Source organism: Pseudomonas nitroreducens TX1 (assembly GCF_000313755.1).
Lineage (GTDB): Bacteria > Pseudomonadota > Gammaproteobacteria > Pseudomonadales > Pseudomonadaceae > Pseudomonas > Pseudomonas nitroreducens_A.
The window spans coordinates 32,868-57,366 of the sequence record NZ_AMZB01000129.1 but is presented as its reverse complement, the minus strand read 5'-3'; the positions used below and the strand labels follow the sequence as shown (position 1 = coordinate 57,366).

General features: G+C 66.6%; 15 protein-coding genes. 7 read left to right on the top strand and 8 right to left on the bottom strand.

Annotated elements, in window-relative coordinates:
• Window positions 1-361: 361 nt before the first annotated feature.
• Genes C167_RS0124390 through C167_RS0124380 form a run of 3 tightly spaced genes read right to left on the bottom strand, consistent with a single transcriptional unit; the run spans window position 362 to window position 2,305 of the window.
• Window positions 362-1,348 carry a TauD/TfdA family dioxygenase gene (locus C167_RS0124390; protein ID WP_017520931.1) on the bottom strand — a complete coding sequence of 329 codons (987 nt, stop codon included), beginning with the start codon at window positions 1,346-1,348 and terminating at the stop codon, window positions 362-364.
• A gap of 21 nt (window positions 1,349-1,369) precedes the next feature.
• Window positions 1,370-2,092: a thioesterase II family protein gene (locus tag C167_RS0124385; protein ID WP_017520930.1), complete on the bottom strand. Its 723-nt coding sequence runs from the start codon at window positions 2,090-2,092 to the stop codon at window positions 1,370-1,372.
• A 3-nt stretch (window positions 2,093-2,095) separates the two neighbouring features.
• Window positions 2,096-2,305 carry an MbtH family protein gene (locus C167_RS0124380; RefSeq protein WP_017520929.1) on the bottom strand — a complete coding sequence of 70 codons (210 nt, stop codon included), beginning with the start codon at window positions 2,303-2,305 and terminating at the stop codon, window positions 2,096-2,098.
• Window positions 2,306-2,651: 346 nt separating this feature from the next.
• Here C167_RS0124380 and C167_RS0124375 point away from each other — a divergent pair, with 346 nt between their 5' ends.
• The gene (locus tag C167_RS0124375; protein ID WP_017520928.1) at window positions 2,652-3,188 is read left to right on the top strand and encodes an RNA polymerase factor sigma-70; all 537 of its coding nucleotides are present in this window, start codon (window positions 2,652-2,654) and stop codon (window positions 3,186-3,188) included.
• A 16-nt stretch (window positions 3,189-3,204) separates the two neighbouring features.
• On the opposite strand, the gene C167_RS0124370 is transcribed toward C167_RS0124375, so the two are convergent.
• Window positions 3,205-4,002: an AraC family transcriptional regulator gene (locus C167_RS0124370; RefSeq protein WP_017520927.1), complete on the bottom strand. Its 798-nt coding sequence runs from the start codon at window positions 4,000-4,002 to the stop codon at window positions 3,205-3,207.
• 278 nt (window positions 4,003-4,280) lie between these two features.
• Between C167_RS0124370 and C167_RS0124365 the strand changes: the two genes are divergently transcribed.
• Entirely contained in the window at window positions 4,281-5,174 is an 894-nt protein-coding gene (locus tag C167_RS0124365) for a DMT family transporter (RefSeq protein ID WP_017520926.1), read from the top strand.
• 125 nt (window positions 5,175-5,299) lie between these two features.
• Here C167_RS0124365 and C167_RS0124360 read toward each other — a convergent pair whose 3' ends face one another.
• Window positions 5,300-6,358: an NAD(P)H-dependent flavin oxidoreductase gene (locus tag C167_RS0124360; protein ID WP_017520925.1), complete on the bottom strand. Its 1,059-nt coding sequence runs from the start codon at window positions 6,356-6,358 to the stop codon at window positions 5,300-5,302.
• Between the two features lie 115 nt (window positions 6,359-6,473).
• Here C167_RS0124360 and C167_RS0124355 point away from each other — a divergent pair, with 115 nt between their 5' ends.
• Both C167_RS0124355 and C167_RS0124350 read left to right on the top strand, forming a co-directional pair.
• Window positions 6,474-7,346, top strand: a complete 873-nt coding sequence (locus tag C167_RS0124355) for a LysR family transcriptional regulator (protein ID WP_017520924.1) — start codon at window positions 6,474-6,476, stop codon at window positions 7,344-7,346.
• Window positions 7,343-8,494 carry a YbfB/YjiJ family MFS transporter gene (locus C167_RS0124350; RefSeq protein WP_017520923.1) on the top strand — a complete coding sequence of 384 codons (1,152 nt, stop codon included), beginning with the start codon at window positions 7,343-7,345 and terminating at the stop codon, window positions 8,492-8,494. The genes C167_RS0124355 and C167_RS0124350 overlap by 4 nt, the downstream gene beginning before the upstream one ends.
• A gap of 83 nt (window positions 8,495-8,577) precedes the next feature.
• On the opposite strand, the gene C167_RS0124345 is transcribed toward C167_RS0124350, so the two are convergent.
• The gene (locus tag C167_RS0124345; protein WP_026079249.1) at window positions 8,578-9,018 is read right to left on the bottom strand and encodes a carboxymuconolactone decarboxylase family protein; all 441 of its coding nucleotides are present in this window, start codon (window positions 9,016-9,018) and stop codon (window positions 8,578-8,580) included.
• Window positions 9,019-9,167: 149 nt separating this feature from the next.
• Between C167_RS0124345 and C167_RS0124340 the strand changes: the two genes are divergently transcribed.
• Window positions 9,168-10,598 (top strand): PLP-dependent aminotransferase family protein, encoded by a 1,431-nt coding sequence (locus C167_RS0124340; RefSeq protein ID WP_017520921.1) that lies wholly within the window; start codon window positions 9,168-9,170, stop codon window positions 10,596-10,598.
• Window positions 10,599-10,794: 196 nt separating this feature from the next.
• The gene (locus C167_RS0124335; RefSeq protein ID WP_017520920.1) at window positions 10,795-11,085 is read left to right on the top strand and encodes a putative quinol monooxygenase; all 291 of its coding nucleotides are present in this window, start codon (window positions 10,795-10,797) and stop codon (window positions 11,083-11,085) included.
• A 1-nt stretch (window position 11,086) separates the two neighbouring features.
• Here the strand turns inward: C167_RS0124335 and C167_RS0124330 are convergent, their stop codons facing one another.
• Together C167_RS0124330 and C167_RS0124325 are read right to left on the bottom strand one after the other, a co-directional pair.
• Entirely contained in the window at window positions 11,087-11,875 is a 789-nt protein-coding gene (locus tag C167_RS0124330; RefSeq protein WP_017520919.1) for an SDR family NAD(P)-dependent oxidoreductase, read from the bottom strand.
• Between the two features lie 94 nt (window positions 11,876-11,969).
• The gene (locus C167_RS0124325; protein ID WP_026079248.1) at window positions 11,970-13,586 is read right to left on the bottom strand and encodes a mechanosensitive ion channel family protein; all 1,617 of its coding nucleotides are present in this window, start codon (window positions 13,584-13,586) and stop codon (window positions 11,970-11,972) included.
• A gap of 323 nt (window positions 13,587-13,909) precedes the next feature.
• Between C167_RS0124325 and C167_RS0124320 the strand changes: the two genes are divergently transcribed.
• A complete protein-coding gene (locus C167_RS0124320) occupies window positions 13,910-24,463 on the top strand; it encodes a VCBS domain-containing protein (RefSeq protein WP_017520917.1) in 10,554 nt (3,517 codons plus the stop codon).
• Window positions 24,464-24,499: the final 36 nt, after the last annotated feature.

Genomic DNA, 24,499 nt, shown 5'->3' with positions numbered 1-24,499 from the left:
CCCCCGCCCTCTCCCTGAAGGGAGAGGGAGCTATCTGTGCCGGCTGACAGGTCCGGCGTACTGCTGATACATCCATCTGCTCCGAACCAGTCCCCTCTCCCTTCATGGGGGGGACGCCTAGTCAGAGGGTTAGGGAGAGGGTGCTTCCGGCCGCTCCGGCGCTGGACGCTGCCCTCTCCCCCCGCCCTCTCCCTGAAGGGAGAGGGCGCTATCTGTGCCGGCTGACAGGTCCGGCGTACTCCTGATACATCCATCTGCTCCGAACCAGTCCCCTCTCCCTTCATGGAGGGGACGCCTAGTCAGAGGGCTAGGGAGAGGGTGCTACCAGTCACTCTGGCGCTGGGCGCTACCCGTGCGGCGTTCAGCCTTGTGCGTCAGCCCCATGCCCTTCCGCCATCGCCACCACCACCTTGCGCGGGCCTGAGAACGGCGAGCGCGCATGGGCGGCGAGCATGTTGTCGAGCATCAGGACGTCGCCGCTGTACCAGGGGAAGCTCACCTTCGCCTCCTCCAGCACGCCGCGCACTTCGTCGAGTACCGAGGGCTCGATGGGACTGCCGTCGCCGTAGTAGACGTTGCGCGGCAGATCCTCCTCATCGACGATTTCCAGCAGGCTCTCGCGCACGTCCGGCGGCAGGTTGGAAACGTGGAACAGGTGCGCCTGGTTGAACCAGACCCAGTCGCGGGTCACCGGGTGCTGCGCGACGGCCTGGCAGACCTGGCGGGTGCGCAGCTCGCCGTCTTCCTTCCATTCCCAGCCGATCCGGTGGGCCTTGCAGTAGGCCTCCACCACGGCCGGATCGTCGCTGTTGAACACCTGCTCCCAGGCCACGTCCAGGCCATTGCCGAAGTTGCGGGTGTACATCAGGCCGCGTTCGCTGAAGCGCCGGCGGATGCCTTCGTCCACCTGGCGATAGATCTCGCGGCTGTCGGCGATGGGCGTCTCGCCGCCGCTCTGTGCGGCCTGCACGCAGTAGAACCAGATCTTCATGGGCCACTCGCGGGTGTAGGCCTGCTCGTTGTGCAGCGGGATGTGCTGGTGTGGCGGGTACTCGGTGGAGGTGTACACGCCACTGGTAACGTTGCTGCGCGGAGTGGAGCCGAACTCGTAGTTGAGCAGCGGATGGCCGAAGCCGGCGGCGAACTCGCGGAAGCGCTCCGGTGCGCCGGCCTGGAAGCCACGAAAGAGCATGCCGGCGCAGACCGGCAGGCGTTCCGCCACCAGCGGCCGCAGCTCGGCCAGGGCGTCGAGCAGGTCGATGCCGTCGCCGCGGGCCTGGACCAGCAGGGGCAGGCCGCCGCGCGCTTCGGCCAGGGGAGCAATGTCGAACAGAGAGGAGCTTGGCATCGGGGTCTCCGCTTGAATCGATCAGGCCAGCGCTGCGCTGGTCGACGGGCCGGGCTGGCGCAGGTGGCCGAGCAGCAGCTCGAGCAGGCGCGCCTCGCCGTCGTTGAGAAAGAAATGGCCGCCGTCGAGCATCTCCAGGGAGAAGCCTGCGCTGGTTTCGTCCTGCCACGCGGACAGGGAATCCACCGAGAGCCGGTCGGCCTTGCCGCCGAACACATGGATCGGGCAGGCCAACGGCGCACGAGGGCGGTAGTCGTAAAGGCCGCAGAGGAGAAAGTCGGCGCGCATCACCGGCAGGGTCAGGCGCAGCATTTCCTCGTCGGCGAATACCGCTTCGGGCGTGCCGCCCAGGCGGCGCATGCGCTCGATCAGCTGGGCATCGCTCTGCTCCTGTGCCAGCTCGCGATGGCTGTCGCGGCGGGCCGGCGCGGAGGCCGCCGAGGCGAACAGCGCCTGCGGCCTCGGCAGGCCACGCTCGCGCAGGGCGTGGGCGAGTTCGAAAGCCAGCAGGCCACCGAGGCTGTGGCCGAAGAGCGCGTAGGGCTGGTCCAGGCGCGCGGCGATTTCATTCGCCAGTTGGCTGGCCAGGGCACGCAGATCGGTCTGCAGGCGCTCGGCAAAGCGCCGGCCACGACCGGGCAGCTCCACCGGGCAGACTTCGATCCAGCCCGGCAGCTGGCGCTTCCAGCGGGCATAGAGCATGGCGCTGGCGCCGGAGTACGGCAGGCAGAACAGGCGCAGCATCGGTTACTGCACCTCGGCCATCTTCTGCCGAAGGCTCAGCGGGCGCATGTCGGTCCAGTTGGCTTCGACGAAGGCGAGGCAGTCGACCTTGCTGCCCTGCTTGCCTGCTTCGCGCCAGCCGGCGGGAACTTCCTTGTAGTCCGGCCACAGCGAGTACTGCTCTTCGCCATTGACCAGCACCTTGTAAACCGCATCTTCGCGATCGAACGCCATCGCCCTTCTCCTTCAGCTGTGTGGGATGCCGGCCACCGGCCATTACCGATGTTTTCCAGCTCTGCCATGAAGACGAGGGAGATGATGAAATAGTTAGTGTTCTCGGATGCGATTAATTCTCATAAGATATGTGCCGGCGAAATTTCCAGGCTTGTCCTTCACCCAAGTACCGAGAGACCTGACGAATGGATGCGAATGAAAAATCTTCAGACTGGTGTGGGAACCCTGTTCCAGAGCGATAGTCGGAGTCTTCCGAATAAATTGATAATAATTATCATTTGATCTAGATTGACCGCCTCAACCCATGTGGACGTCCCCGCCTCCGCCGCCGCATAGGAAACCTTGCATGTCCAAGCCAATGCCCGCCGAGCCGCGCCCCGCTCTCCACGAGCTGTTCGCTACCCACCGGCAGACCTTCATCAATGCGGCCGCACGCATCCTCGGCTGCCGCAGCCATGCCGAAGACGTGGTGCACGATGCGTACATCAAGCTCAATGCGAGCGACCTCACTCCCGGCATCCAGTCGCAGAGCGGCTACCTGATGCGCGTGGTGCGCAACCTGGCCATCGACCTCTATCGCCGCCAGGCGCTGGAAAAGCGCTACTCGGGTAGCGAGGAAGAAGGCATGCACATCGCGACGCCGTCCGCCTCACCGGAGGCCGAGCACGAGGACCGGCAGACCCTGGAGGCTATTTCCAGCGCCCTGCAGACCCTGCCCGAGCGCACCCGCTACGCCTTCGAGATGTACCGCCTGCACGGCCGCACGCAGAAGGAGATCGCCGAGGAACTGGGCGTTTCCCCGACGCTGGTGAACTTCATGGTGCGCGATGCGCTGGTCCACTGCCGCAAGACCCTCAAGGGGCTGGAAGACGGCAAGCGCTGAGATTGCGTTTTGAGCCTCAGCCTTCCGCCAGGGCGCGGAAGGTCAGTCGATACTGCTCCGGCGTGGTGCCCGACAACCGCCGGAACATCGCGATGAACGCCGAAGGGCTGCTGTAGCCCAGGTTGAAGGCGATCTGCTGCACCCCCTCCCCCGATGCCAGTGCCTCGATGGCGGCAAGAAACCGCAGGCGCTGGCGCCATTCGCCGAACGACATTCCCAATTCCCGCTGACACGCCCGCGCCAGGGTGCGTTCGGTGCTGTGCACGCGCTCGGCCCATTGCGCGAGGGTGCGGTTGTCGCCCGGCTCGGCCTGCAGCGCGGCCAGCACTTCACCCAGTGCACCACCGTTGGCATACGGCAGGTAGTCGTCGTGCGGCTGCGCGGCCTGCAACTGGTCCATCACCACTTCGGCCAGGCGCTGGTCCGCCGGACTCTGCGGGATGTTCACCCCGCGCGCGGCGAAATCGGAAAGGATCGCCTTGAGGATGTCGCTGATCGCCAGCGTGCAAGGGGACCGCGGCAACTTGCGCGCCAGTTCGGCGGATACGTAGAGCGAGCGGTAGATGATCGCCTGGCGGTTGTAGCAGCTGTGTTCGAGCCCCGGCGGCACCCACACGGCGTACTGCGGCGGCGAAAGGAAGCGCTGGCCGTCCACCTCAAGCTCCATCACTCCGTGGGAGGCGTAGTTGAGCTGGCCCCAGGCGTGGCGATGGCGGGGCGAATGGGTGCCGGCGTCGAACTCGTCGTAGCGGAAGTACAGCTCGGCGGGCAGTTGATCGATATCGGGAAGCGGGAGCGGCAGTGCGCGGGTCATGTCCGAATGCCGGGGTGGATTGTCCGGTTTTCATTATACGTCTGGATTCGGACGAGGCGAGAATAGGCGCCATATATGGAGCCCTCTCCCCAGCCCTGGCTACGCGCCCCGCTCTGAAGGGAGAGGGAGCCGTTTGGCAGTCAGCGCAATAGCGGAGTCAGCCGGCTAACACTGGACTTTCCGGCAGCTCCAGACCGTCCCCTCTCCCTTCAGGGAGAGGGTTAGGGAGAGGGAAACAACCCCACTCCGAAGCCAAACCCGAGCCCCGCAAGAATCCCATGAATTACCTGTTCCCCCTGCTGGCCGTGGTCATCTGGTCCGGCAATACCGTCGTCAACAAGCTCGCCGTGGGGCAGATCGCCCCGGCGGAGATCGGCTTCTTCCGCTGGGTTCTGGCCGGCGCGCTGCTGACGCCCTTCCTGCTGCGCGCTACCCTCGCCCACTGGCCGGTGATCCGCGCCAACCTGGGCAGGATCGTCACCCTCGGCCTGCTCGGCATGGCTGTCTACCAGTGCCTGGCCTACTACGCCGCCGCGCTCACCTCGGCGACCAACATGGGCATCATCCTCTCGCTGATGCCACTGATGTCACTGGCGCTGGCCTCCGTGCTGCTGCGCCACCGGCTGAGCCTCGCCGCCCTGCTGGGCGCGCTGGTGTCGCTGGGCGGCGTGCTGCTGGTGATCACCCAGGGCAGCCCGCGGCAACTGCTCAGCCACGGCGTGAACCTGGGCGACGGCATGATGATCGTCGCCACCCTCGCCTACGGCGTATACGGCGTACTGTTGAAGAAATGGAACCTGCCGTTGCCGCCGCTGCTGATGCTGTACCTGCAGGTGCTGGTCGCCATCGTCGCGCTGGCGCCGCTCTATGTGGCCTCGCCGCACCATGGTCTGAACGCCGCCAACCTGCCGCTGGTGCTGTATGCCGGGCTGCTGGCCTCTATCGTCGGCGCGCTGGCGTGGATGCAGGGCGTGCAGCGCATGGGGCCAAGCCGCATGTCGCTGTTCTTCAACCTGCTGCCGGTGCTGACCGCCGCCATCGCCGCCGTGGTGCTGGGCGAGCAACTGACCGGCTACCACCTGGTGGGCGGCGCGCTGACCCTGGCCGGCGTGCTGCTGGCCGAGCTGTGGCGACCACGGGCGAAGCCCGCCGCGGCCGTCAGCGCCCGCTGATCGGGCATGCCATCCGCCTCGGCGCCGCACGGGCTCTTGTAGGAGCGAGCTTGCTCGCGAAACGCCTGACGTCTGTGCCGCCGGGAAATCCGTTCGCGAGCAAAAACCAGGCGTCCACCTCGCTCCTACAGCTCTGTGCCGCAGCGGAACTCGGCCATCAGGGTCGAGACCAACTCCGCCGCGGGCATTTCCCGCGCCAAAGGCGCGCCCTGACCGGCCCATTGCACGGCGAAATCGCCGTTGCCCTTGGCGGCCGCCGCGGCGGTCAGGGCCTTGGCCGCATCGTAGGTGATCGGGTAGTCGGGCAACGCCGGCCCACTCGAACTTCCGACATCAGTGAACAGCCGGTTGACCATGCCCCGCGCGGCACGGCCGGAAATCGCCGCCGTCACCTCGGTGCGCTCGCCTCGCTCCCCTCGCAGCGCCGCCTTGAACGCGGCGTTGGCCGAGGACTCGTCGGCAGCGATGAACGCCGTCCCCATCTGCACCGCCTGCGCGCCCAGTTCGAACACCGCGCGCATGCCCTGTCCGTCCATGATGCCCCCCGCCGCGATCACCGGCAGGCCTGTACCTTTCACCAGTGTGCGGACCAGCGCGAAGGTGCCGATGCGCGCGTCCTTCTCCGGCTCGAACACGCCCCGGTGCCCGCCGGCCTCATAGCCTTGCGCGACGATGGCGTCGATGCCCGCCGCCTCGATGACGCGGCCTTCTGCAAGGCAGGTGGCGGTCGCCAGCAGACGGATGCCCGCGGCTTTCAGGCGGTCGATCCAGTCCTGCGGCGGCAGGCCGAAGTGGAAGCTGACCACGGCCGGGCGCGCTTCGATGAGGAAGTCCAGCATCTGCGGATCGGCCAGGAAGCTGCGGTAGATCTCGGTGATCTGTGCTGGCGGCTGCGCATCGAACTCGGCGAACAGCGGGCGCAGGTGTTCCAGCCAGGCTGCCTCGCGAGCCGGATCCGCCACGGCCGGACGGTGGCAGAACAGGTTGAGGTTGAGCGGCTTGTCGGTCAGCTCGCGGGTCTGCGCCAGCAGCGCGCGGGCCTGGGTGGCACTGCTCGCACCCAGGCCGATGGAGCCCAACCCGCCGGCGTTGGACACCGCCGCGGCCAGCGCCGGGGTGGACACGCCGACCATCGGCGCCTGGATGATGGGGTGCTGGATGCCGAGCAGTTCGGTGATGCGCATGACGGGGGTCCTCGGGGTCGGAGCCGGCGACGGGGGCGCCTGGCTGATTTGCACTTGACCAACAATCTCACAAAGAGAATATTATCGACAACGTATTCTCTAAAGAAGATCGACAATGGATCTCTCCAGCCTGGAAATCTTCCGTTGCGTGGCCGAGGAGCAAAGCGTCACCCGCGCCGCTGCCCGTCTGCAACGCGTGCAATCGAACGTCACCACGCGCATCCGCCAGCTCGAGGAAGACCTCGGTGCGGCGCTGTTCCTGCGCGACGGCAAGCGCATGACGCTGACCGACCAGGGCCGCGAATTCCTCCGCTACACCGAGCAGTTGCTGGCCCTGGCCAGCGAAGCGCGGCAGTCGCTGCACCCGCAGAGCGCTGCCGGCAGCCTGCGCCTGGGCAGCATGGAAGCCGCTGCGGCCAGCCGGTTGCCGAATATCCTCGCTGGCTTTCACCGCGCGCATCCCGAGGTCGAACTGCACGTCAGCACGGGGCATAGCCAGAAGCTGATCAATCAGGTGCTGGACCGCCAACTGGACTGCGCGCTGATTTCCCACCCTGACATCCTCCATGCCGATCCGGGTTTCGAATCGCTGCTGGAACGGGGCCTGTGCGCTGAACCTGTGTTTCGCGAGGAACTGCTGCTGGTGCTGCCCGGCGACCACCCGCCGGTCGAGCGCCCCGAGGATGTACAGATCCGCACCCTGGTGGGCTTCGCCCGTGGCTGCACTTACCGCCAACTGCTCGAGCGCTGGTTGAAGGGGGCCTCGCTCGCCGTGCAGGAAGTGGGCTCCTATCACGGCATCCTCGCCTGTGTGAATGCCGGCTCCTGCTTCGGCGTCCTGCCGCGCTCGGTGCTGGAGCTGCAACGGGACATGCCGGCCTTGCAGGTGGTACCGCTGATGGAAGTGGACACCCTGCTGATCTGGCGCGACGGCTACGCCACCGGCGCCTTCCAGCGCTGGCGGGAAGCCCTGGAGGCACGTTCGTGAGCCGCACTCGCCGCCTGCCCGCCGCGTTGTCCGCAGCGCTGATCCTGGCTGTCGGCATGGGTTTCGGCCGTTTCGCCTTCACCGGCCTCTACCCTCTGATGGTGCGCGACGGGGTGCTCAGCGTCACTGGCGGCTCCCTGGCCGCCTCGGCCAACTACGCCGGCTATCTGCTCGGCGCGCTGCTGCTGGCGCGCAGCCACGAACGGCATGCCGCGCGCATCTGCGTGATCGCCCTGGTCGGCACCCTGGCCACCCTCGCCGCCATGGCCATTCCCGCGCCGACCGGGTTCGCCATCGGCGTGCGCCTGCTGGCCGGCGTGCTCAGCGCCATGGCCCTGGTCAGCGCCGCGCAATGGCTGTTGCAGAGCATGGGCGAAAGCCACGGCGCGCCGATGATGTTCGCGGGCGTGGGGATCGGCATCCTGGTCTCGGCGGAACTCATCGCCGCTGGCAACGCCTTGGGCCTCGGCAGCGCGGCGATCTGGTGCGTGCTGGCGCTGGCTGGGCTGGTGCTGTCGTTGCTGGCCGCGCCCGCGCTCGGTCGGGAGGCGCCGACCAAACCGCATCACGCCGCGAACGGTGCAGGGGTGGCGCCGGAGCTGTCCGCGCTGATCATCCTGCTGGTCTACGGGCTGGCCGGTTTCGGCTACATCATCACCGCCACCTACCTGCCGCTGCTGATGAAAAGCGGCCTGGGTGCCATCGACCCACTGCAGGTCTGGGCCGCGTTCGGCCTGGGCGCCGCACCGTCGTGCTTCCTCTGGCACCGCCTGCACCTGAAGCTCGGCGGTCGTCGCGCGCTGGCGCTGAACCTGCTGGTGCAGGCCGTCGGCGTGATGCTACCGGCACTGGGCGACTCGGCATTCCTTTACCTGGGCAGCGCGGTGCTGGTAGGCGGCAGCTTCATGGGCACCGTGACCATCGCCATGCCGGCCGCCCGCGCCGTGGCCGCGCAAGTTCGCTTCAATGTGCTGGCGGCGATGACGGCGCTGTATGGAGTTGGGCAAATCGTCGGGCCGCTGGCAGCCAGCGCCCTGCGCGGGCTGACCGGCAGCTTCATCCCGGCCCTGGGGGCGGCGGCCAGTGCGTTGCTGATCGGCGCGCTGTGCTGCCTGCCGTTGCGCCGCGCCGAGGTGGTGCCCACGTAGGGCGGATAACCTGGAACAGGTTATCCACCTACCACCTCATGGCGGATAATGCTGACGCGTTATTCGCCCTACAAATGCACGGTTCACGCCGGCGGCTGCTGGCGGAAGGAGACGCCCAGGCGGTTCCACAGGTTGATCGCGCCGATGGCCACGGTCAGGTCCACCAGCTCCCGCTCACTGAACTGCTCGCGGGCGAGCTGGAAGTCCTCCAGCGGCACCTTGGATTCGGACAGCAGCGTGACCGATTCGCACCAGGCCAGCGCCGCCCGTTCGCGCTCGGTGAAGAACGGTGACTCGCGCCAGACGCTGACGGCGAACAGGCGCCGCTCGGTCTCGCCGTTGCGCCGGGCTTCCATGGCATGCATGTCGGCACAGAAGGCGCAGTCGTTCACCTGCGACACGCGCAGGCGTACCAGCTCCAGCAACGGTTTTTCCACGGACAGTTCGAAGGTGGCGGCTTCCAGCGCCAGCACCGCCTTCAGCGCTTCCGGCGAGGCGGTGTAGTAATCCAGACGCGGCTGCATGATGGCACTCCAATAAATGACCAGGGCATTGTGCGCCGCACCGCGCCCCAGGCAGTTGACCAATCCGCTGGATTTCGACTGCGCAACTTCACCGCGCAACAAGCCGGCGCTACGCTTGCCGCACTGCCCAGAAGCTGCGGAGTTCGCCCTTGGAGCTGCACCTGATCATCCACGGCCAGAAGGATCTTGCCGGGCAACTCTATCGCCAGCTGCGCGAAGCCATCGACTCCGGCCGCCTCGCCGCCGGCACGCGCCTGCCGCCCAGCCGCCTGCTGGCCGAGCAGTTGGGTATCTCGCGCAAGACCATCTCCGACACCTATGCCCAGCTGACCTACGAAGGCGTCCTGGTGGGCAGGATTGGCAGCGGCACCTTCGTCAACACCCACCTGCCGCGCCACGACCGGCGCCAGGACGGTGTGCGCTTCGCCAGCCAGGACAACATCGAGCGCTGGGCCAGCCTCGACACCCGCCTGCGCCACCCTGGCGCTGGCACGGCAAAAGCCGACTTCATCGGCGGCGCCACCACCCAGTTGCAATTTCCCCAGGAGGAATGGCGGCGCTGCGTGAACCATGCCATGCGCCAGATGGCCGGCTTGCGAGGGCACTACAGCTCGCCCGAGGGCATCGCGCCGCTGCGCGACGGCATCGCCCGGCACATTGCCTATGCCCGCGGGGTGAACTGCCAACTGGACGACGTGATGGTCTGCAACGGCGCGCAGCAGGCGCTGGACCTGCTCGCCCGCGTCATGCTCCGCCCCGGCGACAAGGTGGCCATGGAAGACCCCGGTTACACCCCGGCGCGGCTGATCTTCCAGACCCTGGGCGCCGAGGTGGCCAGCATACCGGTGGACGCCGAAGGCATCTGCGTCGGGCTGATTCCCGACGGCACGCGGATGATCTACACCACCCCCTCCCATCAGTTCCCACTGGGTATGCCGATGAGCCCGGCGCGCCGCGAGGCGCTGCTGGCGCGGGCGCTGGAACTGGGCGCACTGGTGATCGAGGACGACTATGACAGCGAATTCCGCTACGAAGGCCGGCCCGCCGACGCGCTGCAGAGCCTCGACCGCCACGGCGTGGTGGCATACATCGGCACCTTCTCCAAGGTGGTGCTGCCGGAGCTGCGCCTGGGCTACCTGATCCCGCCGCCCAGGCTGTTTCCGGCGCTGGTGCAGGCCAGGCAGATCTGCGACTGGCACAGCTCGACGCTGCCGCAGTGGGCGCTGGCCAGGTTCATCAGCGAGGGGTATCTGCTCAAGCATATCCGCCGCTGCCACGGCATCTATGCCGGGCGCCGCGAACGCATCCTCGCGCGGCTGGCGGGCGACCTTTCGCCCTGGCTGGAAGCGGTGCCTTCGGTGGCAGGCTTCCATCTCTGCGCGTTGCTGCGCGAGCCTCGCAACGTGGCGCTGCTCTGCGAACTGGCGCGCAAGGTCGAGGTCGGCCTCTATGGTCTGGCGCCCTTCCATCACCAGGTGCCGGTACGCGACGGCCTGCTGCTGGGCTTCGGCGCCATCGACACCCTGGATATCGACCCTGCGCTGGACAAGGTTCGCGACCTGTTGCAGCAGTTGGCCTGAGCGCCAGAGCCCAGCTCCCGGTCAATTCGCGGTGCGCTGTGGAAGGATTGGCTCGGCGGTTTTTCCGGAAATTGGCGGTTCAGCCGCAGGGGCGCTGGCCGTAACCTGCCAGCATCGGTTTTGAAAGCCGCTTCCGGCCTTTACCGGACTCCGGCATCAGCGCCCAATGGCCACCCTGCACAGAAGGAGCCTCGCCATGTCCCCGTCCGCCATTGCCATCGTCCGCGTCCAGGCCTTCCCCGGCCAGGCTGCCGCCCTGGGCGAGCACCTCCAACAATTGATCATGCAGGTCCGCCAGCAACCCGGCTGCCAGGGCAGCGCGTTACAGAAGCTGGCCGCCGACCGTTGGCAGGTGCAGACCCGCTGGGCCAGCCAGGCCGAGTTGGAGGCGCACCTGTCCGGCCCGAAAGCGCAGCGGTGGTTAGGCGAGCTCGGCTGTGGCGACCTGGCGCTGGGGCTGGAATTCGAGAACTGCAGCGCCGAGTGACTCAGAAGGCCGAGCGCACCAATCCGCCGTCCACCCGCAGCGCCGCGCCGTTGGTGGCGGACGAAGCCTCCGAGCAGACATACAGCACCAGGTTGGCAATCTCCTCGGGGCGGGCGAAACGCTGCAGCAGCGACCCCGGCCGCGCGGTACGGAAGAATTCCGCCTCGAATTCCTCGAACGGCTGACCACCGGAAAGCTTGTCGACGAAATCGCCCACTCCCTCGGACGCCGTTGGCCCCGGCAGTACCGCATTCACCGTCACCCCGGTGCCCGCACAGCTTTCCGCAAGGCCGCGTGAAAGGCCGAGCTGGGCGGTCTTGGTGACGCCGTAATGGATCATCTCCACAGGGATCTGGATGCCGCTCTCGCTGCTGATGAACACCACCCGCCCCCAGTTCTTCTGCTTCATGCCCGGCAGGTAGGCGCGGGACAGGCGCACGCCGGAGAGCAGGTTGACGTCGAGAAAGCGTAGCCACTCCTGGTCCGCAATCTCCTCGAAGGGCTTGGGATCGAAGATGCCCAGGTTGTTCACCAGCACATCCACCGCCGGATAACGCTGCACCAGCGCGGCAATCTGCTGCGGATCGGACAGGTCGCCGGCAAACCCTTCCACCTTCGCATCGCCCTGCCCGGTGCGAATGCGCGCCAGGGCGTCGTCCACCGAGGCCTGGCTGCGGCCATTGAGGATCACCCTCGCCCCTTCCCGGGCCAGGCCCTGGGCGATGGCGAATCCGATGCCCTTGGTCGAACCGCTGACCAGGGCGAGCTTGTCTGACAGGTGCAGGTTCATGACATTTCTCCGGCGATGGCGAAGGGGGCGGCCTGCCGAGTGCCACAGGCCATGGACGGATCAGGATAGATGACGCCGCGACGGCGCGGCAGGTTCAGCGATCGGTGTCGGGCCTGGCCGGCGCCGCGTGCCACTGCTCGCGCGGCACCCACTTGGGCTGCTGCGGGTCGCCCAGGTAGTGCGGCGACATGATCTGCACGCCGTATTCGTTGAACACGTCCTGGATATGGGCGTGCAGCAGGCTCAGCAGTTCCGCGCGCGGCCGCGGCTCGCTGGGGATGGCCTGGGCGACCAGCCGGTATTCGGGATAGAAATCCGAAAGCGCGGTCTGGAACACCTGGGGCGCGGGGTATTGCAGGATGCCGTCGGTACGCCGCGCCGCCTCGATCAGCATCGCTTCCACCTGTCGCCAGGGAGTGTCGTATCCGATAGTCACTACGGTATCCACGACGTAGCCCTGTCCCTGGACGATGCGCGAATAGTTGCGCGTGACCGAGCCGGTGATCATCGAGTTGGGCAGTGTCAGCACCTCCCCCAGGCCGGTGCGGATGGTGGTGTTGAACATGCCCACCTCGGTCACCGTGCCCTCGTGGTCGCCGATGCGCACGAACTCCCCGGCGCGCAGGGTGCGCGAATAGGTGAGGATCAGTCCTGACGCCGCCTGTCCGATCACGCTGGAGGCACCCAGGGAGATCATCAGGCCCACCAGTACCGATAACCCCTTGAAGGCTTCCGTACCGGCGCCCGGCAGATAGGGATAGGCCATGACGATGGCGAACAGCCAGATCGCCAGAGAAGTCAGCCGGGTAGTCGGCTGCAGGGTTTCCGCAGTGAGCCAGCGCAGGTTCCCGGGGCGTGCCAGGCGTTGCAGCAGGCGACGGCTGAAGCCGGTGAAGGCGCGGGCCATGACCAGGATACAGAGCGCCACGGCGAGCCCCGGCAAGGCGCTTAGGATGCCGTTGAGCAGGTAGCGCGCCAGGTCCAGCAGGTGAACGTTGAGACTTTCCCCCCAGGGCCGCGTATAGGGGAACTGCGAAAGCACGAAGCTCAGCCACTGGTAGCTCAGCAGCAACGCTGCCAGCCAGTAGAGCAGCCAGATCGCGCGCCCGAGCAGGTAGCAGAGGTACTGGGTGTCGAATACCGGCGTGCGCCCCAGGCGCAACAGATGGGTATGCCGCTGCATCAGCTTGGGCAACACGCCCAGCGATTTGCTCCGCAGGTAACCGGCCCCGCGCAACAGCAGCAGGTAGAGCAATGAGGCCACTGCCGCATAGCCCGCGGCGCGGAGCAGGAACTGCAGATTGCGCGCCTCGCCGGCTTCGGTCACCACCTGGCGCAGGTTGGCCGCAGCCTTATCGGCCGCCTCGCGCGTGGAAACGCCCGGCTGCTCGATGTCCTGCGGCGAGACGATGAAGGCGCGGCTGTAGCCCAGCAGCACCAGGTAACTGTCCTGAATCGAATCGGTGCTTACTGCCAGGTCGCCGCCGTCCTGCAAAATCTCCTCGATCACCGCCTTGGCTCGCCGCGCCCGCGCCGCCGGCGACTCACCCAGCAAGGTGCCGCGAAACACGATCACGCTGCGGTTTTCGATCTTCAGCTCGGCGGGGGCCAGCTCCCCGGCCTGGGGGGCTCCCTCGCCTTGCGCTGCTACCGCAGCAAAGGAACACAAGGCCAGCAGCCATGACAGCAACAACCCTCCAGCCGACCTCATGACCATTCCCTGCCCCCGTCGTCCTGTTTTCCGTGTTGGTTCGGACCGTTCGCACAAGCGTAGCCAAACTCATCCCGGCTGTCGGGTCGGCGAAACAGTCGGCGGCCGATTGAACCATCGTTCAGCCGGAGGCCGCGCCAGCCGCGGGCCGCGTTCTACTTCCTGTAAGAAATCGGATACATGCTGGGAACATGTGCTCTTTCAATTCGTGGCATATGTCCCTGTTCTACTTGCGAAAATTCCATTCCCGACTAGCGTCAATTCCGTAAGCAGATATGTGTAGGACTGCTTTTCTCTGGGATTCATCAGCCGGAAATAGGGAAATGCAGGCTAAATATCGCTCGAAGCTCTTCCAGCCAGTCGGCCACGCCCTGGCGCTGGAACAACGCATCCTGTTCGACGGCGCGGCCGCAGCAGCCATCGACCAGCAGCATCACGACGGCACCGCCGCCGAAGCCAAGGACACCGCCACGCCGGCCACGGCGGTCGAGGCACGGGCCCAGGCAGCGGCCCCCGCACAGGCGGCGCCGCGCAACCTGGTGGTGATCGACGCCCGCCTGGAAAATCGCGATCAGCTCGCCGCCAACCTGCCGCTGGGCACCACTGCGCTGGTGGTGGACGCTGGCCAGGATGCCATCGCGGCGATCAGCAACGCACTGGCGCAACTGGGCAAGGTCGATTCGATCCAGATCTTCTCCCACGGCGCTACCGGCCAGTTCACCCTCGGCAACCAGACCTTCACCAGCCAGAGCGTCGACCAGCTCGGCGACCGTCTGGGCGCCTGGCGCAGCGAGCTCAATGCCGGTGCGGACATCCAGCTTTACGGCTGCGACGTGGGCTCGGGCAGCGCCGGGCAGGCGCTGGTCAACGAATTGGCGCGCTGGACGGGCGCGGATGTCGGCGCCTCCAGCAACGCCACCGGCTCGACCGCCGCCGGCGGCGACTGGAACCTGGAAGTGCGCGCCGGCGACCTGGACAAGTCCATCGCCCTGAGCGCAGACACCCTGGTGAGCTTCCAGGGCCTGCTGGCCGATGCCAGCCCCACGGTGGCCATGGGCAGTGGCGGATCGACGGTGCGCCTGGGCGATCAGTTCACCTTCGACGTGATCTTCAACAACCCGTCGTCCCAGGTCGGCTATGCCCCCTATATCGACCTGTTCATGCCGGCTACCGGCCGCGACGGCAACGACGGCGCCATTTTCGTCTCCGCCACTTACCTCGGCCAGGCGGTGAAGAGCTTCGTCATCACGTTCGACGCCAGCGGCAACGCCACCCACCCCCTGGCCAAGGACGCCAACGGCAACGCCCTGGTGATCAATGCCGCCAGCGTCGGCATGAAACCGGGCGACCAGATGGTGGTGCTGCAACTGCCCTACGCCAGCGTCACCAGCGGCCAGCCAGCCATCGACATCCAGGTCACGGCGCAGCTGAGCAACCTGGCCGACACCAGCTATTCCGACGGCGCGCCCAACCTCACCATCAATGCCCGCGGCGGCTTCGAGTATGGCAACGATTCCCTGAACAACCCCGCCCAGGACCCAACACTGGTCGAGGCCGCGCTGCACAGTTTCGTGGTTACCCCGACGCTGCTGTCGATCACCCAGACGGTGAACATGCCCGAGGGCGAGACCGTCACAGGCCCCAACTTCACCCGCACCGAAACGGTCACCGTGACCCCGGCGCCGGGCCAGACCTTGACCAACGTGACGGTCACCCAGACGGTGCCCGACCAGGTTCACGTCAGCTCCATCACGCCCGGCGCCGGTGGTACCCTGACCTCGATCACCCTGCACGACGGCACCGTACTGACCAACCCGACGTTGATCGCCGCGGCGCTGAACAACCCCAACGCCTTCGTCGCCAGCTACACCATTCACTACGACACCCTGAGCGCGGCCAGCACCACCACGGTCGGCTTCTACGTACCGGAGATCGACGCCGCTGGCCGCCCCGTGCTCGACCCCGCCACGGGTAACCCGCGCACCATCACCTTCGGCACTGCCAGCGTGAATGGCGACTGGAATCCGCTGGACGTGCGCGACCGCCCGACCGACCCGGACGGCTACCCGTTCACCGTCACCGGCGACGGCGCAGGTATCACCTTCGTCGCCAAATCGATCACCCTGCTCAAGACGGTGAACCTGCAGACCGACTTCGGCACCCCCGGCATCACCCCCGGCGATACCCTGCGCTACACCATGGACGTGGCCATCTCCGATTTCTATGCCTTCGGCAAGAACATCCTCGGCCAGGGCACCTTCACCGTCACCGACCAGCTCAGCGACGGCCAGACCTTCTCCGCCGCCAATGCGCCGAGCATCGTCATCCAGCAACACGGCGCGTCGCAGGTCATCCCGGTGATCTACACCGCCACGGTGAACGCCGACGGCAGCACCACGCTGGTCTTCGATATCGGCGCATCCATCGCTGCCGCCGTCCAGGGGCCCGGCCTCTATGCGCTGTTCGGCGACCTCTGGGATGACGATGTGCAGGAAGGCGCCACGCGGATGTCCATCGTCTACGACGCGACCATCGACACCACCTACACCTCCGACCACCCGCCCCATGACCAGCTCAACGAGGGCGACAGCGTCAGCAACAATGCCGTGGTCGATGCCACGGTGCTGCGCGACTCGCTGAACATTGGCGGCGAGCAGACCGACGGCTCCGGCACCACCAGCACCATCGACACCTCCAACATCGATATCACCCTGACCCAGGTGAACGGCGGCAACCCGCCTGCCAACGGCGAGTTGCGTCCCGGCGACGTGGTCACCTTCACCATCACCTATGACCTGCTGGTGGCGGATTACGAGAACTTCAAGCTCACCGCCTACCTGCCGCTGCCGCTGCTCAACGCCTCCGGTATCAACTGGAGCAACGGCAACGGCGTCGGCCAGTGGAGCTTCGGCGCCGGCAATACCATTCTCGACGTGCCCGACAGCGTCACCACCGGGGCCGGCAACTCGATCGTCTTCGACTTCGGCAACTACGTTTCCGGCGGCCTCAACGGCGGCACCGTGCAGGTGCGCTTCACCATGGTGGTCGGCGACCAGCCCTATGCCGACCAGCGCGAACTCGACGTCCTGGCGCAATCCAGCCAGACCACCACCATCGACAAGACGCCGCTGATCTCCTCGGATGTCGCGGTCATCGAGTCGGTCGCCGAACCGGTGCTGGACATCAAGCACGGCGTGGTCTCCGCCACCCATGGCACGGTCACCGGCACCACCGGCACCTGGGCCCAGCCGGGCACCGCCGGCATTCCGTTCAGCGGCAGCGTGACCAGCCTGGCGGCCGTGGACGGCGACGTCAGCGGCATCGATGGCGCCGATACCCTGCGCCTGGCCACCGCGATCAAGAACAGCGGCGGCGGCAACGCCTTCGACGTCGCCACCAGCATCACCCTGCCGGCGGGCCTGGCCTTCGTCGGCGGCAGCCTGTCCACCGCCAACCTGCAGATTCACCGCGGCGACGGCACCCTGCTGGTGCAGGGCGTCGACTACAGCGTCAGCGGCAACGCCATCACCTTCCTCGACGCCAACAACCAGGGCACCCTGCTCGCCGGCCGCGCCGGCACGGCCAACGATCTCTCTGGCGCCAACGTCGTGGTGATCACCTACGACGTCACCGTGAGCAACGCCATCCTCGCCTCCCGCACCCTGCAGTCGAGCGCGGCGCTGACCCGCTACGCCAGCGTCGAAGGCGGCCAGGACTTCACCCCGGTGGACCTCGTCGAAGTCGCCAACCAGCAGGTGGCCGCGCCGACCATCAGCAAGACCTACCAGAACGGCAGCCTCACCGACGACGACTCCAGCGCCGGCCACACCACCGGCAGCAACCTGGTGATCGGCGAAAAGATGACCTACGACATCGTGGTCACGCTACCCGAAGGCAGCACCGCCAACCTGCGCCTTTCCGACCTGATTCCGCCAGGCCTGCGCCTGGACCTCTCGGCCTTCGGCGGTGCGGGTTACCAGATCATCACCACGGTCGCCGGCAGCGGCGCGCTGGGCCAGGACTTCGCCGGCAACGTCAATGTCCTCACCTTCAGCGGCGATGGCAGCGATGGCGGCGACCTGAACCTGGTGTTCAGTGCCGCCGGCTCCGCGGCGGACAACAACGTCGGCAACAACGCCTTCGTCATCCGCCTCGTGCTGGTGGCGAGCAACGTGCAGGGCAACCAGCAGGGCGTCACCCTGAACAACGGCGCGCAGCTGACCTACAGCGACCCGGACGGCGACACGCCCAATGGCGCCGCAGCGCTGGACCGCACCGTCGCCAGCGCGCAGCAACCCTCGGTGACCATAGTCGAGCCGACCCTGACGGTGAGCCAGCAGGTCACGGCCACGCCCACCTTCGGCGGCTTCGACGAAGGCGACACGGTCACCTACACCATCACCATCAGCAACAACTCCGGCACCAATGCCTTCGATCTCAGCCTGCTGAACATACTGCCCACGCAGATGGACAACATCGTGATCACCGGCAAGGTCTACAACGGCGGTGCCACCAACAACGGCGGCGTCGACTTCGTCATCCAGAACGGCCAGCTGGTCACCGCCAACGGCGCCAACATCGATATCGCCAATGGCGGCAGCATCGTCATCTCCCTGTCGGGCGTGGTGAATGCCACGGCAGCCGGCCAGGCGGTCATCTCGAACAATGTGGTGGTGCGCTGGACCAGCCTGGACGGCCTGAGCAACACCACCGACACCGCCGCCGGCGAACGCGGCGGCGACGACGGGCTGCTCAACTCCGGGGTGCTCAACGACTACCGGCAGATCAACACCCTGTTCATTCCGGTCACCAACGGCATCCAGGTCTCGCGCGTCGGCGGTCTCGACGCCACGCCACCGGCCACCAACTCCTCGGGCGCCACCGATACCGCCGGCCTGGAGGAAACCGTGGTGGTCGGCGAGATCGTCCGCTACCGCGTGGCGGTCGTGGTGCCCACCGGGGACAACCCCGATTACCAGATTCGTATCGAACTGGCTCCCGGGCTGGAGTTCATTCCCGCCGACCTCAACAACATTCTCATCGCGTTGGGTTCCAGCACGGGCGGGCTCACCACGGACGCCACCGATCTGATCAGCGGCGGTGCGCTGACCATGATCGGCAACCAGAACAGCGACGTCTCGCTGCCGATCCATCCGGACCTCTCCGGCGACAAGCCCACCGGCATATTCAATATCAACAGCGGGCGCCTGCAGATTTCAACGGACGGCCGGACCATCACCTTCAACCTCGGCAACCTGACCAACACCGAGGTGAACGACGGCGACATCGAAGGGGTGATCCTCGAGTTCAACGTCCGCGTGGCCAACATCGCCAGCAACCAGACAGGCGCGCAGCTGGGGATGAACGTGTTCGAACATGTCGGGCTCAACGGTGGGGTCGACCGCGGCCACAGCACCACGATCTTCGAGCACGTGGTAGAGCCGAGTTTCACCGGCATGGACAAGTCGGTCATCGACATCGCCGCCGGCAGTGTCGCCGGTACGACCCAGGCGACGGTCTCGGTCGGCTTCACCCAGAACGGCGAAGTACCGGCCTACAACGTCGTGCTGCGCGACCAGTTCCCCAACGGCAGCAACTACGCCATCCAGAGCATCGTCATCAATGGCACCAGCTACACCACCGGCAACCTGCCGGCAGGCGTCACCGCCAGCGTGACGGGCGGCCAGGTAGTGCTCAACTTCGACCAGTTGAACGTCAACGACAAGGTGCAGGTAATCTACAGCGTCACCCTGCCCAACACCATCGTTCCCGACGACGTCACCAGCTCCGCGGTCCTGACCTGGACCAGCCTGCCCACCAGCTTCGAGAACGCCGGCTGGGCCGGTTCGCTGCCACTGACCGCCGGCGGCGCCGATGGCGAGCGCACCGGCCAGGATGGCGTCAACGGGCTGAATAACTACATCCTCAGCGACGGCGCCGGCATGGGCGTGGTGCAAGGCACCCTGTGGGATGACACGAAGTCCGCCACCACCAGCGCGACGCCCGACGGCCCTGGCCTGGGCGGCATCGGCGTGACCCTGACCTGGGCCGGCGACGACGGCGTGTTCGGCAACGCCGACGACCGCACCTTCAGCACTGTGACCGCCGCCGATGGCACTTACCAGTTCGCCATCCTGCCCTCGGGCAATTACCTGGTGGCGGTGGCGCAGAACTTCGCCCAGGCGAGCAACAACCGCTTCCACGTGCGCGTCGACTCCGACAGCGGGACCTCCACCGTCGGCCTGGGCAACATCAACCTGAACCTGGCCGAAGGCGCCATCGGTATCGCCGATGCCGGCTACGTGCATATCAACGAAGCGCCGATCAATACCGTCGCCGACCAGCATGGTCAGGAAGATACCGTACTGCACATCGTCGGCCTCGCCACCAGCGACGTGGACGTCAACGCCGGCAATACCGACGGTGTCATGACCGTCACCCTCAGCGTGGTGCACGGTGTGATCTGGCAGAGCGCAACGACGCCCGGCGCCACCGCCGCCCCTCCGGCCGGCGCCAACCGCACCCTGGTGCTCACCGGCACCCTGCAGCAGATCAACGTGTTGCTCAGCCAGATTTATTACAAGGGCGACCAGGACTTCAACACCGCCCGCAATGCCGAAACCCTCACCATGGTCACCAATGACCAGGGCAATTTCGGTGATGCGGACGGCGATGGCATCCCTGGCGAAAACCCCGACGATGCGCTGAAAGCCACCAACACCCTGAACATCGTCATCGACCCGGTGAACGACGCCCCCATCGCCAACCCCGACCTCGCCATCGCGCTCGAGGCCGGCGGACTGAACAATGCCGATCCCGGCATCGACCCCACCGGCAACGTGCTGACCAACGATACCGATGTGGACATCGCCACCAACGGTGACGTGCTCAAGGTCACCCGCGTGGAGAACTCCATCGGTGGATTCGCGACGGTGGCGGCTTCAGGCGTGACTCCCCTCGCGGGCCGCTACGGCACGCTGTACATCACCGCCACCGGTGGCTTCCAGTACGTGGTCGACAACACCAACGCCGCGGTGCAGGCGCTGCGCAGCGCCGGCGACGTGCTGCGCGAATCCTTCGGCTACTTCGTCACCGACACCGGTGGCCTGAGCAGTTCGACCTCCCTGACCATCGACATCCACGGCGCCAACGACACCCCGGTTGCGCACAACGACACCGGTACCGCCGTCGAGTCCGGCGGCACCAACAATGGCAGCCCCGGCGCGGACGCCATCGGCAACGTGCTGCTCAACGACACCGACGTGGACTCCACGGTCTACGGCGAGACCAAGGCCGTCAGCCTGGTACGCTACGACGGCATCGGCGGCGGACGCATATTCCCGGTCGCCCCCGGCGCGCCGGCGACCGTACAGGTCACCTACGGCAGCCTGACCATGAACGCCGACGGCTCCTACCGCTACGTGGTGGACAACAGCAACCCTCAGGTGAACGCACTGTCGCCGGGCGAAACCCTCACCGAGGTCTTCACCTACCAGGTCACCGACAAGGGTGGCCTGAGCGCCATCGCCACCCTGACCATCACCATCCAGGGCGCCAACGATGCGCCGGTGGCGGTAGACGATCACAACACCGCGACCGCCGGTGCCAGCGACGGCAGTCCGGCGCCGGTCAATGCCAGCGGCAACGTGATCACCGGCGGCCTCAGTGGTGTCGGCGCCGATACCGATGTCGACAACTTCGACCAGCCCACCGCCGCCAAGCTGAAGGTGGACGGCGTGCGCAGCGGCCTGGAAAGCGCCGGTACCACCATCCCCAACAATGTTGGCAGCAGCGCGCCCGCGGTCATCAGGGGCACCGTGGCCAGGCTGGCGAACGGGACGGTCATCGGCGGCGACTTCGGCCAGCTCACGCTGGGCGTGGACGGCACCTACATCTTCATCGTCAACAGCGACGACCCGGCCATTCGCGCACTGACCGCCAGCCAGAGCCTGGACGTCATCTTCACCTATCGCATCCACGACAGCGGCAATCTGACCGACCTGGCGCAACTGGTGATCACTGTCACCGGGGTGAACGACCCGCCCATCGTGCAGCCGGTGGAAATCCACGCCACCGAAGCGGGCGGCCTGAACAACAACATCCCCGGCCTGGACCCCACCGGCAGCATCCGCGGTGCGTACACCGATCCCGACGGCGACGTGCTCACCATCACCGCCGTGGTCAGTCCCACCGGCGTCAACGGAACCGTCGGAGCGGATCTGGCCGGCAACTACGGCAAGCTGTTGCTCAACGCCGACGGCAGCTACCGCTTCGTGGTGAACAACCTCGATCCGGCAGTCCAGTCGCTGCGCACCTACAACGACACGCTCAGCGAGGTGTTTACCTACACGGTCAGCGATGGCAACGGAAAATTCATCACCCGCACCTTCACGGTGATCATCCACGGACAGAACGACGTCCCCATCGCCGCCGACGATACCGGCACTGCCATCGAAGCGGGCGGCACGCTCAACACTACCCCTGGCGCCCCCGCCACCGGCAATGTGCTGCCCAACGACCTGGACGTCGACGGCGCCGCCTACGGTGAAACCAAGGTGGTGGACGCCGCGCGCACGGGCGCGGAAGCCGCCGGCGGTACGCTCATCGACCTCACTGCCAGCGGCGGCGTGATTGCCGGCAGCTACGGCACCCTGGTGCTCAATGCCAATGGCACCTACAGCTACACGGTGAACGACAGCCTGGCCGCGGTGCAGGCGCTCAAACTGGGTGACAGCCTGGTGGAGAGCTTCACCTACCGCATGCACGACGCAGCCGGTGCCAGCTCCATCGCCCAGCTGACCATCACCATCGAAGGCCGTTACGACGCCCCGGTGGCCAACGACGACATCAACTACGCCGTGGCCAACCTCGACGGCAGCGGCGGACGCAACCCTACCGGCAACGTCATCACCGGCCTGACCGGTATCTTCGCCGGCATCGGCGCCGACACCGACGTCGATGCCGGCGACCATAGGGTCGTCACCGCCATCGCCAAGGGGCCCGAGGGCTCCCAGGTCAATACCGTATCCGTGGTGCCGGGCAGCCCGCAGACCATCCAGGGGGCCTTCGGCACCCTGGTGATCAACGCCGACGGCAGCTACCAGTACTTCGTCGACAGCACCAACCCGGACATCATCTCCCTCGGCCCGCTGGCCTTCGCCCTCGAATCCTTCACCTATCAGGTGACCGACGACGGCGGCCTGCACGACCAGGCCACCCTGATCATCCTGATTCGCGGACGCAATGACCCACCCATCACAGAGCCCGACTTCGGCACCGCCGTGGAAGATGGCGGCCTGCACAACAACGTGCCGGGCAGCAACCCTTCGGGCAATGTACTGGCCAACGACACCGACCCGGACACCATCACCACCATCCCGCAGGACGTGATGCACGTGGTCTCGTTCTGGGCCGGCGACAGCCCGACCTCGACCAGCATCAGCGCGCCCGGCCAGCCCCTGCGCGGCCAGTACGGCACGTTGACGCTGAACCAGGACGGCAGCTGGAGCTACGTGCTGGACAACACCCTGCCGGAGGTCGAAGCCCTGCGCGCCAGCGGCCAGACCCTGCAGGACAGCTTCACCTACATGGGCGCAGACATCTGGGGCGGCGCCACCCCCGGCCTGCTGACCATCACCATCGACGGGCGCAACGATGTGCCCATCGCCAGCGACGACAGCGCCGTCGCCATCGAGGCCGGCGGTGTGAACAACGGGACGCCAGGAATCGATCCGCGCGGCAACGTGCTGGACAACGATACCGACGTCGACGGCGTGCAGTACGGCGAAACCAGGACGGTAGTGGACTTCACCCACCAGAACGGCACCACGGCCAGCGCTGGCAGCGTACTGCAGGGCCTCTACGGCAAGCTGACTATCAATGCCGACGGCAGCTACGAGTATCGCGTCGACAATGACAACCCCACCGTGCAGGCGATGCGCAGCGCCAACGAAAAGCTGCAGGAAGTCTTCATCTACCGCATGCGCGACACCGCCGGCGCCATCTCCGACGCGCGCCTGACGGTGGTCATCCAGGGCGCCAACGACAACCCGGTGGCACGCGACGACAGCAACGGCGCCACCGACCAGACGCCTGCCCCGCAGGCCAGCGGCAACGTGCTGCCCAACGACAGCGACGTGGATGGCGGCGATTCGCTCACCGTCACCGGTATCCGCACCGGCCAGGAAACCGGCAGCGGCACTGCGGGGGTGATCGGGCAGCCGATTGCCGGGCGCTACGGCACGCTCGTCCTCAACGCCGACGGCAGCTACACCTACAGCATCGACCTGAGCAACCGCGAAGTGCTGGCGGCCGCAGGCCTGGGGCAAGTGCTCAAAGACTACTTCACCTACACCATCAGCGACCTGGCCGGCGCCACCGACGACGCGGTGCTGACCATCACCCTGGACATCGCCACACCCTACATCCCGCCGGGCCCGCACCTCGACCGCCTCGGCGATGACGGTTACCCGCGTGATCGACTTCACGACGTGGACCCGGCGATCTTCGTGCAGCCGGTAGTGGAGCGTATCGACGAGCGCCTGTCGCTCTCCGCCTGGGGCGCCGACGGCAGCAACATCGACATCTTCGCCACGCCGGAAATCGAAAGCCCGTCGCTGGGCGCACAGCTGGGCCAGGTGAAGGGCCAGTTCGTAGCCCGCGCCGTGGCCGAGAGCCGACGCGCGTCGGCGCTGGACAAGAACTGGGTGGACGGCCGCCATGGCGTGATCAGCCTCAGCGCCGACGGGTTGTTGCCCGACCCGTCACTGTGGGCGCCTTTCCCCGCCGACATGGTCGGCAAACCCGACAAAGCACAGACCGCACCCGGCTTCCGCGCCCAACTGCGCGACGCCGCCCAGCGCCGGAGCGGCCAATGAGGAACTTGCGTCTTTCTGCAAATGATCAAGGACAGA

Coding starts and splice junctions, on each gene's coding strand:
- C167_RS0124375 (WP_017520928.1), top strand. CDS start 2,652: ATGTCCAAGCCAATGCCCGCCGAGCCGCGCCCCGCTCTCCACGAGCTG.
- C167_RS0124330 (WP_017520919.1), bottom strand. CDS start 11,875: ATGAACCTGCACCTGTCAGACAAGCTCGCCCTGGTCAGCGGTTCGACC.
- C167_RS0124345 (WP_026079249.1), bottom strand. CDS start 9,018: ATGCAGCCGCGTCTGGATTACTACACCGCCTCGCCGGAAGCGCTGAAG.
- C167_RS0124385 (WP_017520930.1), bottom strand. CDS start 2,092: ATGCTGCGCCTGTTCTGCCTGCCGTACTCCGGCGCCAGCGCCATGCTC.
- C167_RS0124380 (WP_017520929.1), bottom strand. CDS start 2,305: ATGGCGTTCGATCGCGAAGATGCGGTTTACAAGGTGCTGGTCAATGGC.
- C167_RS0124355 (WP_017520924.1), top strand. CDS start 6,474: ATGGATCTCTCCAGCCTGGAAATCTTCCGTTGCGTGGCCGAGGAGCAA.
- C167_RS0124360 (WP_017520925.1), bottom strand. CDS start 6,358: ATGCGCATCACCGAACTGCTCGGCATCCAGCACCCCATCATCCAGGCG.
- C167_RS0124320 (WP_017520917.1), top strand. CDS start 13,910: ATGCAGGCTAAATATCGCTCGAAGCTCTTCCAGCCAGTCGGCCACGCC.
- C167_RS0124370 (WP_017520927.1), bottom strand. CDS start 4,002: ATGACCCGCGCACTGCCGCTCCCGCTTCCCGATATCGATCAACTGCCC.
- C167_RS0124390 (WP_017520931.1), bottom strand. CDS start 1,348: ATGCCAAGCTCCTCTCTGTTCGACATTGCTCCCCTGGCCGAAGCGCGC.
- C167_RS0124325 (WP_026079248.1), bottom strand. CDS start 13,586: ATGAGGTCGGCTGGAGGGTTGTTGCTGTCATGGCTGCTGGCCTTGTGT.
- C167_RS0124365 (WP_017520926.1), top strand. CDS start 4,281: ATGAATTACCTGTTCCCCCTGCTGGCCGTGGTCATCTGGTCCGGCAAT.
- C167_RS0124335 (WP_017520920.1), top strand. CDS start 10,795: ATGTCCCCGTCCGCCATTGCCATCGTCCGCGTCCAGGCCTTCCCCGGC.